Source organism: Acinetobacter sp. 25-47-130 (assembly GCF_056779705.1).
Window position 1 is genome coordinate 96130 of record NZ_JBWYII010000012.1, and the last position, 13753, is coordinate 109882.

The window sequence follows — 13753 nt, forward strand, 5'->3', positions numbered from 1 at the left end:
AATATTTTCCTTTACCTTCGTATCGAAGGATCACTTGAAGTTTTATTATCTCTGATAAATAAGGAGAAATAATCAATAATCACAGTGAAAATGTATTTTTCTGTAGCTTAAGCTTTATGACGACATCAAAACGCTGCGCTCTAGTCGTCCTTTTGTTTAATTGGTGTAATGTGATCACTTTCCACTTCATCAGATTTAGATTTGAATCGATCAGTATTCATTTTGCTGAATAAAGCCATCAAATTTACATTACCAATCACCACCAATTCTGTTTCACGAAGTTCTGCATGGTTGACGTGTACTTTGCCCAATGTTTCAATGATCGAGCGATTTTTTCCGAGCCACTGATTTAGATCGAGATGTAAGAGATCGTCTTTGACTTTAATGACATTAAACCGCTCTAAAATCATACCAAGTGGATCTTTACGAAGAATTTTTTGATAGAAAAATAGGGCAGAGCGGAATGCAATTTTCATCCAAAAGGTTTGAAATTTTGCTTCAATGACTTCGGTTTCACTAATTTGTTCAAATACAATCAGTTGTACATCTTTATTCAATTCCATTTGAATCAGCTTTAAATCTACAGAGAGAATGGTATAAAGCCCTTTCACATTCAAAGTGGCATAGAGTCGAAGCCAATCATCATGTAAATCAGCATGTAAGTCTTCAAGGATGCTGACATTGTCGGTCACAAAGCGCTTGAAAGTCGCATTTAAAAAAACTTGAGAGACAGGAAATTCACGTTCTTCTTCAATAAACCCTTCAGCCTTTTGATAGACTTTACGAAATTTGTTCGCGATATTTGAAATAATCGTTGGCATAAGTGAAGTTCCATTACCTCTAAATCTTGTGAGATGTCAGCTAGTATATATCTTGTAGGTGATTACTGCCGAAGGATAACAGCTTATCCAATTGCGATGTAATGTTTACAAAGACGTTTATTATGGTTTTGATGGTCAGGCGTTATTTAAGTTTAATCTATTGGTTTCGCATGACTTTATCTTATTTTATCTGAAGAACTTGCTCAATATTTAACTCATTTGTCTAAAATATGTCATCAATATAAAGATCAACTCGATTTATTCAGATTGATAAGCGCGCTGAATTTGACAGACCTCAATCGAATACGTGTCATACCATGTTAGGCGACCTTTTTGTTGCGCATAAAGATGCTCAGTGTCCTGACGCCAAGCTTGAATATCCTCTAACCGATTCCAATAAGAAAGACTGACTTCATTATTCTTCTCTTGATAGCTTTCAAACTTTATACAATGATAATCATGCATCGCTTTATGCCGCATTTGGTTTGCTAATTGTACATATTCATCATCAATATTTTTTATTTTCGCTTTGAAGATGACAACGAAGTTCATTTGTGAATACTCATTTATTATTTTAATGTGCTTCCCTAATAACGGGAAGCATAGACTGAAGTTATTGAGGAGTGTTATTCGTCATCCAAAAGCAGGTAAGGATTTTCAAAGCCTAGTTTTTGTAAAATCTCAATCTCAATTGCTTCCATTTCCTCAGCATCTTGTTCAGAAGTTTCATGATCATAGCCCATCAGATGTAAAGTACCGTGAACCAACATATGAGTGAAATGTGTTAATGGTGCTTTAAATTGTTCTTCTGCTTCTCGAAGCACAACGGGAATACAAATCACCAGATCTCCGATAGGGAAACTGTCTAAAATTTCAGCCATTTCATCTGGTAAGTCGCTTGGAAAAGATAAAACATTGGTTGGCTTATCTTTACCACGATATTCAAGGTTAAGTTTGTGACTTTCTTCGACATCTACGCAAGCTATTCCAATTTCACAATCGCTTTGTGTATCAATATGACGAAGGGTGGTTTCAATAATTTTTTTAACATACGCACGTTTGAGCACCAAGCTTGATGCTTCAAACGATTGTTGTAATGAGAGACTGAGTTTCAAAATCTTGCCTTGAGCGTGATTAGATTTAAATTACTCTGCATCTTGATGCTGAGCATCAGCAGCAGAATCATTTTCTGATATGAGTGCTTCTTGACGTGCTTTACGTTCCGCACGTGCTTCAGCAGTTAAACGATGTTGTTCACTGTCCCAACCCTCATATGCTTCTACAATTTTTTGTACAAGCTGATGTCTTACAACATCACGTGAGTGAAAACGCGTGATATGGATTTCTTTAATCTTTTCAAGCACGCGTAATGAATGTGCCAAACCAGACTGCTGTCCACGTGGTAAATCCACTTGAGTAATGTCACCTGTAATGACTGCACGTGAACCAAAACCAAGACGAGTTAAGAACATTTTCATCTGTTCTGGCGTTGTATTTTGAGCTTCATCTAAAATGACAAAGGAGTGATTGAGTGTACGACCACGCATATATGCAAGTGGCGCTACTTCAATAATTTGACGCTCAATTAATTTTGCCACTTTTTCAAAGCCAAGCATTTCATACAGGGCATCATAGAGTGGGCGTAAATAAGGATCAATTTTTTGTGATAAGTCACCTGGCAAGAAGCCAAGTTTTTCACCAGCTTCCACAGCAGGGCGAACTAAAAGAATACGTTGAATTTCATTGCGTTCAAGCATATCAACTGCAGCAGCTACAGCCAAATAGGTCTTACCTGTACCGGCTGGACCAATCCCGAAAGAAATATCACTTTGAAGAATGCGTTGTACATAGCGTTTTTGGTTGGCCCCCCGTGGATTAATGCGGCCCTTACGGGTTTGGAGCCAGACTTCGTCAAGTCCTGTGTGTTCTTGATTAGGATCCAATTGTAATTCATGATCAGTCTGGCTGCCTTGAATCATTAAATGAATCAAATCAGAGCTGATTTGTTGAGAAACTTCAGCTTCGGCGTATAAGCGCTGAAGTAAGCTTTCAACTCTCTCGACTTCATCAATTCCACCGTCAATAAAAAAACTATCGCCACGCTGACTGATTTTTACATCTAAACGTTGTTCAATTTGTTTCATATGACCGTTGTACGCGCCAAGCATGGTTTGTAAACGGTCCATTGAAACACCGGGAAAAGCCACTGTACGTCGAATCGCTGCAGTCAAGAGATTTCCTTTAGAGTCTATTAATCTATACCTCTACATTACGCCACGTCAGGTTCAAGATTCAAGAGTTCACCGTAAACTAAATTTAAGGTTTTAATCTCTGTAATCTCAATCTCTGCAAAGCGTCCGAGCCAAGAAGCATCACCAATAAATGTTACTAAACGTGTATTGTCTGCGGTTCCTACCAATAAGTTTGGATCGTGCTTTGAAACGCTCTCAATGAGCACACGTTGGACAGTACCAAGCATAGCATCAGTTTTTTGGATACTTGATTGCTTGATCCATTGTTGAACTTTAGCCAAGCGCTCTTTTTTAACATCTTCAGGTGTTAAATCTTCCAGCTCTGATGCTGGTGTACCAGGACGTTTCGAGTAGATGAAACTATAAGAATGATCAAAATCTAAGTCTTGAATAAATTGATATGTCTCTTCAAAGTTAGCATCAGTTTCACCAGGGAAGCCAATAATAAAGTCTGAAGACAAATGCATATCAGGGCGTACCTGGCGTAATTTAGCAATCTTATCGATATAAACGTCAATCGTGTGGTTACGCTTCATCGCCTTCAATACATCATTTGAACCACTTTGAACTGGTAAATGAAGGTGAGAAACCATCTGTGGTAGGTCACGATAGCATTGGATAAGGTCATCATTGAATTCTAATGGATGAGATGTCGTATAACGAATACGACCAATGCCTGGAATTTCCGCCACTAGACGAAGAAGATCAGCAAACGTACAGATTTCACCTTCGAATGTTTCTCCGCGGTAACCATTTACGTTTTGACCGAGTAAAGAAACCTCACGTACGCCCTTTTCCGCAAGACCAGCAATTTCAGCAAGTACATCATCTAGGGGACGAGAGACTTCCTCACCACGAGTGTATGGCACCACGCAGAATGAACAGTATTTTGAACAGCCTTCCATAATCGATACGAAAGCTTTATAACCTTCAACGCGAGGTTCAGGTAAGAAGTCGAACTTTTCGATATCTGGAAATGAGATGTCTACCAGTTTGATTTTCTCTTTTTTCGGCTTTTCAATTTGATCTGTATGCTGATCAAGCATTTGTGGCAAACGGTGAAGTGTTTGTGGACCAAATACCATGTCGACATAAGGTGCACGTTTTTGGATATTGTCACCTTCTTGAGATGCAACACATCCACCTACACCAATCACCAAATCAGGATTTTTTTCTTTCAGCTTGCGCCAGCGACCTAATTCTGAAAATACTTTTTCTTGCGCTTTTTCACGAATTGAACAGGTATTCATTAAAAGAATATCTGCATCAGCAGGGTCTGTCGTTAATACATAACCGTGTGAATCACCTAGCAAGTCGGCCATACGATGACTGTCATACTCATTCATCTGACACCCTTGCGTTTCGATATACAGTTTTTTGACTGCACCATCGATGGCTGGGGTGTGCTGTGGCTGGGTAACAGTGTTTTCTGAGGCAGCTGGGGCACTATTCGGAATGAAGGTTTGAACCGTCATGAAGGCTCCTATCCTATAAAAAGGGATAAATATGTTCCGGTGAAGTATGGGGGAATCCCACACTCGATAAAAGCGAGCTATTTTACAGTATTTGTACTACGGGTTGAACAAATATATAAATCAGATCAAGTTTATGGATTTACAGTAAAAATACTTTAAAATAATAGTGGTTAATCAGCGCTTTACATAACAGAACAGTACTTGATCATTAGAGTATTTAAAATACATTTTAAAATTGCCAAGCGCTGCAAAAGAGTTGATCATGCAAAAAAGCATGTCCAAATGTAGCGACGAGTTAAAGTTGAGAAGAGAAGCGTGTTAAAAAAAGCAGTGAAGCAAAAACAGTTAAAACAATATTTAATGGGGCTGATAACACTAGGTTGTTTGCCCGTTGCTCATGCGGCTGAAGAGCAATTTAATGAGGCGATTAAATTTGCGAACTCGGGTAATACAGCTCAGCTCGAATATTATCGTTCTGCAATGCAAAATGATGCGCTTGGATATTATCCAGAATATTGGATGTTGAATAATAATTTAGGCTTCCAACCCGCAACGAATATTATCAGCTTTGCACAGCGCTATCCTCAATCTGCAATGGCTGAAAAATTAGCTGCTGATTATGTCGAAGAAAAGGTAAAACAAGCGGATTTCAAGACAGCTCAACCTGTTTTACCTTATGTCACCAATCCTGACCAAGCTGAAAGCTGTGCGGTTGCGCAAGTACGAGCAAAAAATGGCGATACATTGGTGTACGCGGAATACAAAGATGTCTGGCTTACAACAGAGTCGCAGCCAGAATCGTGTTATGGTTTAGGTCGCTTAATGCTAAGTAGTCCCTTACTCACCACCACTGATCGTCAACAGCGCTTGTTTGCGCAACTTAGAGCGGGCCAGTCTGGTCCAGCGATCGCAACAGCACAAACTCTGGGTTTAAACTTGTCATTAGCACAATTAAATCAAATTCAGGCAGATCCTTTGAATTATTTATGGTCTGCGACCAAAGGAACAACAGTAGATTATGCTTATTTGGTGTTTGCTTTAGGTCGTGCTGCAGATGCTGACTTGAACACGGCGCTTCAAAATCTTCCTCGTGTCGTGCAAGGTGTTCCTGCAGATGTTCAAAAGTATATGTACCGCACGGTGGCGTATATTGGAGGCACGACAGTGATGAAAAATAATTTTAATCCTGAAGTGCTGAAGAACTTTGATTACAGTTATGGCGTGCCTTTTACACCAGAAGAGGCTGAAATTTACGCGCGTCAAGCGATTCGTTTTGGTGAGTGGGAAAGTGTGTTGCGCGCCATAGATAGTATGAGCGTTACGCAAAAACAAGAAGATCGCTGGCAATATTGGATGGCGAGAGCGTATGAAAATCGCAAAGATCAAGCTTCCAAGCAAGCTGCAAAAAGTATTTATCAACGATTAGCTGCCGCTGGCGATGATTATCACAATCTGTTGGCAAAAGATCATTTAGGTATTCGTTATAATGAAGCACATGATCGAGCACAACCAAGCGCACAGGATATTCAACGTTTAGATCAAGATATTCACTTTAGACGTGCTTTTGCATTACGCAATATCAATGCTTCAGCAACTTACACAAACCGTGAATGGAATTGGGCTGTCCGCCAAGCTTATCTTAAGCAAGATGATGGTCTATTACTGGCTGCGGCAAAACGTGCCACAGAAATGGGGTGGTATGACCGTGCTATTTATGCGGCGGAAAGAACACTTAAACGTCATAACTATGCATATCGTTATGCGACACCACATCAAAATCTAGTGGTGACGCATAGTAAAAATGCAGGGATTGATCCTTCGTGGGCTTATGGTTTAATGCGTCAAGAAAGTCGCTTTGTAACCACGGCCCGTTCACATGTAGGTGCTGGTGGATTGATGCAAATTATGCCTGCAACAGCAAAAGATGTGGCACGAAAAATGGGTGAAACGTATAATCCTGCTGCATTATCAGATCCGAATACCAATATTCGTTATGGGACATATTACCTGTCAATGATTCAAGGTATGCTGAGTAACAGTCCAGTTCTAGCTACGGCTGGCTATAATGCAGGGCTGACTAGAGCACGCCGTTGGCAACCAGAGTTTAAAAGTATTGCGGCGGATCAATACACAGAGTCAATACCACTTCATGAAACACGTGACTATGTGAAGAAAGTTATGACCAATGCTGCTCATTATGGTGTTTTGCTTGGTCAGGGGCCGCAAGCGATCGAAAGTCGTATGCCGCCTATTCCAGTAAGAAATACGCAATAGCATTTCAACTACTTTTGTGAGCTTGGATGAATCACGCAAAACTGCTGTTTAGTCGTCAACACACTTACCTCCTCTGTAGTTTGAGCGTAGGGGCTTTGTTGTGTTCAGCAGATGTGATGGCATCCGGGAAAGGTTTACAAGGATATGTGCTTCAAGTACAGATGACACCTGCCATTTGTGCATTAGATCGAACAAAAGCGAAACACCGTAAATGCCTAGAAGGATATTCACTGACGATAAAGGGTCTTATCCCAGAAACCAGTCGTCATGATTGCCAAACGAGTTCATCTGCCACCTTGGCACCGCTACAGAAGAGGGTTGTTGCTAGGGTGATGCCTGATGAGCAGGCTAGAATTAGGTTATGGACCAACTATGGTGGTTGCGTTCCAATGAATGCCAGTCAGTATTTTCGTACCATTATTAATCATGCAGACCAATTAAAAGTTCCTGATTCCTTAACAGGAGTGGATCGTAAAACAGTCTCTATGGCGACATTACGATCACAATTCATCAAACTCAACCCAAAATTACCCAGCCAAGGTATTGAATTTCAATGCCAAAGCTTAAATGGTCGCCCAGTGTTAACGGGGGTTGAAATCTGTTATCGCACGAATGGTCAATTCAAGTCATGTGCGTCTGATATTGTCTCGACCTGCCCAAATACATTTGACATAGAGGGCGCCTACTAATTTATTTCCGCGAAGTTAATTTATATTTCCTATCAGACTTTTGTTGAAATTCATTCTCTTTTCAATGCATCTGTCAAAGTATTGGAGTACAATCTTCGCCGTTTATGATTATTAAGATTAGATAGAACAGCTATTTAATCGCATTGACTATCCTCTCAACTGGAGATAATTACATGAAGCAACCTGTTCGCGTTGCCGTTACTGGCGCTGCTGGTCAAATTGGTTACAGCCTTTTATTCCGTATCGCTAGCGGTGAAATGTTGGGTAAAGACCAACCAGTTATTCTTCAATTATTAGAAATTCCTGTTGAGAAAGCTCAACAAGCGCTTAAAGGCGTGATGATGGAACTTGACGACTGTGCTTTCCCATTGTTGGCTGGCATGATCGGTACTGATGATCCTAAAGTTGCATTCAAAGATGCTGACTACGCGCTTCTTGTTGGTTCACGTCCACGTGGTCCTGGTATGGAACGTGCTGACCTTCTTAAAGTCAACGGTGAAATCTTCATCGGTCAAGGTCAAGCGCTTAACGAAGTTGCTAGCCGTGACGTTAAAGTTCTTGTTGTAGGTAACCCTGCTAACACGAATGCTTATATCGCAATGAAATCTGCTCCAGATCTTCCAGCGAAAAACTTCACAGCAATGTTACGTCTTGACCACAACCGTGCGTTAACTCAACTTGCTCAAAAAGCAGGTGTTGCAGTTTCTGACATCAAAAACATGACAGTTTGGGGTAACCACTCTCCAACAATGTATGCTGACTACCGTTTTGCTAACGTAAACGGCGAAAGCTTAAAAGACAAAATCAACGATGCTGCATGGAATAAAGACGTATTCCTTCCAACTGTTGGTAAGCGTGGTGCTGCGATCATCGAAGCGCGTGGTCTTTCTTCTGCTGCTTCTGCTGCAAACGCTGCAATCGACCATATGCGCGATTGGGCTCTTGGCACAAACGGCGAATGGGTAACTATGGGTATTCCTTCTGATGGTTCTTACGGTATCCCTGAAGGTGTAATGTTCGGTTTCCCTGTAACTTGTGAAAATGGCGAGTACAAAATCGTTCAAGGTCTCGAAATTGACGAATTCAGCCGTGAGCGTATCAACTTCACGCTTAATGAGTTAGAAGAAGAACGTGCAGCGATTGCTGACATGGTTAAATAATTTAGTTTTCAACTAAATTAAAAAAGCACTCCGAATGGAGTGCTTTTTTAATGCACAAAACTTAACAATGCTTAAGAAATCCTTCTACATAGAACTGTGTATTGACATGTTATCTTGAACAAAATCATGAAAATTCAAGGAGCAATCCATGTTGGATATGGAAGTAAATCAAGAATTACTTTTTGAGCAATTGGGCTTAGATAGCTCACCTGAAGGGATTGATCACTTTATACAAACACATCGGCTTGATCCCAATACGCCGATGCATGAAGCTGATTTTTGGAATCCATCGCAACGCGATTTTATTATTAGTCATTGGAAAAAAGATAATGAATGGGCCATTGTCATTGACCAATTGAGTGAGCAGCTCACAAACGATACAAAGTGATGAAAATATAATCACAAATTGAAACAATAAACCCAGACTAAAAGCTGGGTTTTTTCATGGATTTTTTATAAGTTATTTAAATAATAATTTTATTAAAATCTGATAAGGGGAGTCTCTTGATGGAACATAAACCTTCCTTAGCGTTATTATTTTCTCAATTGGGGTTGGCAAATAGTCCAGCGGCAATTGAACTCTATATCCGTACACATCAGCTTTCCGCGCAACAAAATTTACATGATGCACCATTTTGGAATAAAGGTCAGCGTGACTTCTTAATTAGTCATTTAGTACAAGATGATGATTGGGCAATATGGATAGATGAACTTAATCAACAATTACATATGGATGCATATAAATTAAGAATGGCCTAAAAAAAGCCCCTATCATGGGGCTTTTTTTAATGCATCTTAGGTTTGGTTAACTGGATAAACCACTCTTGGTCATGAAATTGTTTGAAAGCAGGGTGAGTTCTTATCACCTCTAAATCATGATCAATAGTTTTAAAATATTTATTTAGCCAATGGCGTGTAAGTGCTGATTCTTTACGAGAAGCGCAAGCATACGCCAGATTAAAATAAACATCACTATGATTGGTCGATGTTAATGATTTTAAAATTTGCTGAGTGATGATCGCAAATTTTTCATCTTGAGTAATCTCAAAATACATCATGTAGGCTCTGGCTAACATCAGGGTAAGATTAATATACAAATGCATTGGCATTTCTTCGAAATCTACTCGACCTTGTTCAAGAAGAACAATCGCTTCTTGAAGAAAATGAATTTGTTCCTGACGAAGCTTACTCATACTGACCAGCTCTAAACGCAATTCGGCACGTTCAAAGGCAAGCTCAGGCGTATTTTTTTGTAAGTAAAGTTGGTCTGTTTCACCAATGCGTTGAATAATTAGCTTGGTATTTGATTGCATGGATGAGTCCTCATCAGGTTTAAAACCTATATGGAGGCAACTTCGAAAAAATAAAGCGCTAAATTAAAGTTCGTGCGGTCCTTAACCAAGCTGTAATTGAAAGACGTTGGTGGTGTGCAACAAGAACTTCATGTAATAAATCGCTTTGAAATAGAGCGATGCGATTAGGTTTGGGTTCAATAATATGCCACTGATTATTCTTATCTTGGAGCTTTAGTTGACCACCCCAATGCTGATGCCATTCTTCATGCAGATAAAAAACTGTCGAAATCACACGACCATTTTTGCCTTGAGGGTTGTCTCGATGTAAAGCATAGAAATCACCAGGATTATAACAAGCGAAGTGGGCTTCGACTTCTTGAATGCCTAAATAAAATGCACGATTTAATTCCTGAGAGAGTAAATGTAAGGTTTTAATGTGTTGATGGGAAATTGATAGTTTTGGATCTAACCACAAAATGTGATCGCTGCGGATTGTGCTGACAATGCCATTTTGAATTGCTGCATTTCTAAAATCATCGAGATGGATTTGGCATTCATTTACAACGTTTTTTAAATAGCTTGGTGGGTATGCATGATCGATGATACTGAAGCCATGTTGATCTAAATCATCAAGGATTTGATCAACATTCCAAGCCCCTGGGATGACAACTGCTTCCATATTTATCTCGCTATTTACTGTATAAAAAAAAGGTCAGCTATTTTAGAGTAATAATCGATTCTGAATGAAACACTTTTTCATGTTAAAATGATTGTTGATCTTAGGAATAATTGAAACATGAATTACCGTCACCATTTCCATGCTGGAAACTTTGCCGATGTCATGAAGCATGTATTGTTGCTTCAGATTTTGTCACGTCTTAATCAAAAAGATAAGCCGTATCGTTACATTGATACACATGGTGGTGCAGGTAAATACGATTTATCAACGTCTGCAGCACAGAAGTCGGGAGAGTTTTTAAATGGTATTCACCGTTTAGTTAAACTCGATGACTCAATTAAGCGTAATGCCCCTGAAGGTGTTAAGCAATATCTTAAAGTTGTAGAAGATATGCGTGCAGGTGCCGGAAAAGGCGCTTATCCGGGTTCGCCATGGTTCGCTTTGGAAGGAATGCGCGAAACAGATAAAGCAACAATTTTTGAGATGCAACGAGATGTATTTCAGCAACTTTATATGAATGTGCGTGATCGTCGTGCAGGTTTGCATGAGCGTGATGCTTATGAAGGTTTGCTCGGTGTGATTCCTCCTAAAGAAAAACGTGGATTGGTCATGATTGATCCACCATATGAGGTGGAGCGAAAGGATTTTCCGCAGTTGGTTGAACTCATCGCTACGGCATATAAGAAATGGCCTACAGGCGTATTTGCAATTTGGTACCCAATTAAAGACCGCGCAATGATTGATCGTTTTGAGAAGAAAATGATTAAGACTGGTATTCGCCGTCAATTGGTTTGTGAAGTATGTGTATGGCCAGACGATACACCTGTAGGATTAAACGGTTGTGGTTTATTGGTGATTAATCCACCTTGGAAGTTTTCTGAAGATGCAGATGAAGCATTGCAATGGCTTTTCCCGCACTTAAGAATGAGTGAAAATGGTGGTCATGCTGCCGTTCGTTGGTTGGTCGGCGAATAAGAATATTGAGAGATAAGGCTACAGTTAGGACGAATGACAATGACAAATATAAATAAACCTGAAACTGAATCTTCTCCAAGAAATGTTCCGGGCTTTGATGGTATTACTTTCGAAGTTGAAGAAGAGGAACATACGCAAGAAGGGCAAAAGGTTAAGCGTCGTGGGATTTATCTGTGGCCAAATCTGATTACTACTGCGGCATTGTTGTCAGGGTTTTACTCAATTATTGCAAGTATGAATGGCGAATTCACACAAGCTATTTATGCCATTTTTATCGCTGCTTTATTTGATGGTTTAGATGGTCGGGTCGCACGAGCAATTGGAGCGCAAAGCCCTTTTGGTGAGCAGTTTGATTCATTATCAGATATGTTGGCATTTGGTGTTGCGCCTGCAATTTTGATGTATAGCTGGAGCCTCCATGATCTAGGTCGAATCGGTTTGGCTGCATGTTTTGTCTATACTGCTTGTGCTGCATTCCGATTGGCACGTTTCAATGTGCAAATAGGTGTGGTTGATAAACGCTATTTTATTGGTGTAGCTAGTCCTCTAGCCGCAGTAATGATCATTTCTTTGGTTTGGGTGGGACGTGATTTCCCTGAAATTTTTGTCCTATCTGATCCAATGATTCAGACCATAAATGCAGTCATTATTATTGCAGTTGGCTTGCTGATGATTTCGAATATTAAATACTATTCGTTTAAAACCGTAGATCGTAAACGTGTGCCGTTTGCAGTCTTGCCTATTGTTGTGTTTATCTTTGCTGCGATTACGTACAATATTCCTGTCGGTATTTTAGTGCTTTCGATTATTTATGCACTTTCAGGTTTCGTCACTACATTTTTGACTCGAGAAAAAACAAGATAAATAAAAAAGGAGTTTGATATGCAGTTGTTGATGAGTTTAGCGGACGATTCAAAACAGCTGAATCAGGCTCCTTTTCCTCTTCGGTTGGATTATCACGGTCCACGAGGAATCTATAAAATTATCCATCAAGGATTGATGATTCCAGGATTACCATCTCCACTTCATTATTTTAATTTTTTAACCATTATCGGACAGCCGAATGTTCCAATGCTGCGTAATGATTATGCAATTAAAACAAAAGCCTTGGATACTGTTTCACTCATTACGAGCATTAGTCCACATATGGTTGGACATTTTAATGGTTATTCAATCATCAATGATTGCGAGATTAAAGAGAATAAATTTGTATTTGGACAAAGAGAACAACTAGAAGGCTCAATCCCAAACTTCAAATTAATAAGAAAGGACAATGAACTTTCCGTTGATCTGAATATTCAAACTCAACCAATTATTTCGCACTTTACCAAACTAAAATTAGGTTTATTTGATCACTGGTCATTAGTGTGTCAATGCAAAGGAACAGTAACCTATAAAGAACAAACATATAAAATTGACCAGTTAGGATCATTTGAATTTGCCAGAGCGATCAATATTCCTTATCTACCGCTTCATTTTTTTACGTATCAGATAATTAACTTAATCGACCAAAGACAGTTACTTCTTGCTCATATACGCAATGGTTTAAATCAAATTGTGCAATCAAGGATGTATTTAAGAGATTTAAAAGCTCAGACATCTGAAATGTTTGATGATGTTTATTTCAAAGTCCATCGTGTATACCCAAAAGTAAAAACCCCTAATGGACATGAGATGTATTTAGCGCGCGTATTTGAATGGTCATTTGAAAATAAAAAAAGAAAAATAATCGTGAAAGGTGAAAGTCGTGGAGATTTTAAATTTGGTCTTGCCGCAGGTTATGTAGGTAGTTTTAGTTATCAGGTGCAGATTGATGGAATTCAAGAAGTGGGACAATCTGGGTATTGTGAATATATAGATTGCCGTAGTTTAAAGTGGCAAGAAATTAATAAAGATGAAAAATTAATGGATAATTTTGCAAGTATTGTGCCATGCACGCTTAAAAAATAGCTCCAAAAGCATAAAAATCACGTAAATTGAACAATAAATATCCAGTTAATCATATTTTTTTTAAATATTTAAAAAACATGGTTGCATTGGGAGAGGAATGCTGTAGAATGCACATCCATCGGCGGTGATGTTGATTAAAACTTGTTGAAAAACAAGGATTTAGCTGAATAGGTTGGATCTAAG

15 protein-coding genes are annotated in these 13753 nt (G+C 39.2%); 8 read left to right on the top strand and 7 right to left on the bottom strand.

Annotated features, from left to right (window positions below):
* Positions 1-140: 140 nt before the first annotated feature.
* The 5 genes from AC1M83_RS13055 to miaB all read right to left on the bottom strand — a co-directional run bounded on the left by AC1M83_RS13055 (position 141) and on the right by miaB (position 4548).
* Complete coding sequence (locus AC1M83_RS13055) at positions 141-821, bottom strand: hypothetical protein (protein ID WP_179999309.1); 681 nt, start codon at positions 819-821, stop codon at positions 141-143.
* Between the two features lie 258 nt (positions 822-1079).
* A complete protein-coding gene (locus tag AC1M83_RS13060) occupies positions 1080-1373 on the bottom strand; it encodes an antibiotic biosynthesis monooxygenase family protein (protein WP_481590844.1) in 294 nt (97 codons plus the stop codon).
* A gap of 74 nt (positions 1374-1447) precedes the next feature.
* Complete coding sequence (gene ybeY, locus AC1M83_RS13065) at positions 1448-1936, bottom strand: rRNA maturation RNase YbeY (RefSeq protein WP_035269880.1); 489 nt, start codon at positions 1934-1936, stop codon at positions 1448-1450.
* 30 nt (positions 1937-1966) lie between these two features.
* A complete protein-coding gene (locus AC1M83_RS13070) occupies positions 1967-3052 on the bottom strand; it encodes a PhoH family protein (RefSeq protein ID WP_092768044.1) in 1086 nt (361 codons plus the stop codon).
* Between the two features lie 38 nt (positions 3053-3090).
* Entirely contained in the window at positions 3091-4548 is a 1458-nt protein-coding gene (miaB, locus tag AC1M83_RS13075; RefSeq protein WP_179999317.1) for a tRNA (N6-isopentenyl adenosine(37)-C2)-methylthiotransferase MiaB, read from the bottom strand.
* 360 nt (positions 4549-4908) lie between these two features.
* Between miaB and AC1M83_RS13080 the strand changes: the two genes are divergently transcribed.
* From AC1M83_RS13080 to AC1M83_RS13100, 5 genes are all read left to right on the top strand, one after another.
* Positions 4909-6822 (top strand): lytic transglycosylase domain-containing protein, encoded by a 1914-nt coding sequence (locus AC1M83_RS13080; protein WP_481590854.1) that lies wholly within the window; start codon positions 4909-4911, stop codon positions 6820-6822.
* A 26-nt stretch (positions 6823-6848) separates the two neighbouring features.
* Entirely contained in the window at positions 6849-7511 is a 663-nt protein-coding gene (locus tag AC1M83_RS13085) for a ribonuclease T2 family protein (RefSeq protein ID WP_481590845.1), read from the top strand.
* Between the two features lie 173 nt (positions 7512-7684).
* On the top strand, positions 7685-8671 hold the full coding sequence (locus AC1M83_RS13090) for a malate dehydrogenase (protein ID WP_035269892.1): 987 nt from the start codon (positions 7685-7687) through the stop codon (positions 8669-8671).
* A 148-nt stretch (positions 8672-8819) separates the two neighbouring features.
* A complete protein-coding gene (locus AC1M83_RS13095; RefSeq protein WP_035269893.1) occupies positions 8820-9059 on the top strand; it encodes a DUF2789 family protein in 240 nt (79 codons plus the stop codon).
* 119 nt (positions 9060-9178) lie between these two features.
* The gene (locus AC1M83_RS13100; RefSeq protein WP_481586807.1) at positions 9179-9430 is read left to right on the top strand and encodes a DUF2789 family protein; all 252 of its coding nucleotides are present in this window, start codon (positions 9179-9181) and stop codon (positions 9428-9430) included.
* A gap of 26 nt (positions 9431-9456) precedes the next feature.
* Here AC1M83_RS13100 and AC1M83_RS13105 read toward each other — a convergent pair whose 3' ends face one another.
* The gene (locus AC1M83_RS13105; protein ID WP_481590846.1) at positions 9457-9984 is read right to left on the bottom strand and encodes a hypothetical protein; all 528 of its coding nucleotides are present in this window, start codon (positions 9982-9984) and stop codon (positions 9457-9459) included.
* Positions 9985-10042: 58 nt separating this feature from the next.
* Positions 10043-10645, bottom strand: a complete 603-nt coding sequence (locus tag AC1M83_RS13110) for a 2OG-Fe(II) oxygenase (RefSeq protein WP_481590847.1) — start codon at positions 10643-10645, stop codon at positions 10043-10045.
* 117 nt (positions 10646-10762) lie between these two features.
* Here AC1M83_RS13110 and AC1M83_RS13115 point away from each other — a divergent pair, with 117 nt between their 5' ends.
* Genes AC1M83_RS13115 through AC1M83_RS13125 form a run of 3 tightly spaced genes read left to right on the top strand, consistent with a single transcriptional unit; the run spans position 10763 to position 13570 of the window.
* Positions 10763-11620 (top strand): 23S rRNA (adenine(2030)-N(6))-methyltransferase RlmJ, encoded by an 858-nt coding sequence (locus AC1M83_RS13115; protein WP_092768034.1) that lies wholly within the window; start codon positions 10763-10765, stop codon positions 11618-11620.
* 39 nt (positions 11621-11659) lie between these two features.
* Positions 11660-12484 carry a CDP-diacylglycerol--serine O-phosphatidyltransferase gene (gene pssA / locus AC1M83_RS13120; RefSeq protein ID WP_481590848.1) on the top strand — a complete coding sequence of 275 codons (825 nt, stop codon included), beginning with the start codon at positions 11660-11662 and terminating at the stop codon, positions 12482-12484.
* 18 nt (positions 12485-12502) lie between these two features.
* Positions 12503-13570, top strand: coding sequence for a DUF6670 family protein (locus tag AC1M83_RS13125; RefSeq protein WP_481590849.1), 1068 nt, complete (start codon positions 12503-12505; stop codon positions 13568-13570).
* Positions 13571-13753: the final 183 nt, after the last annotated feature.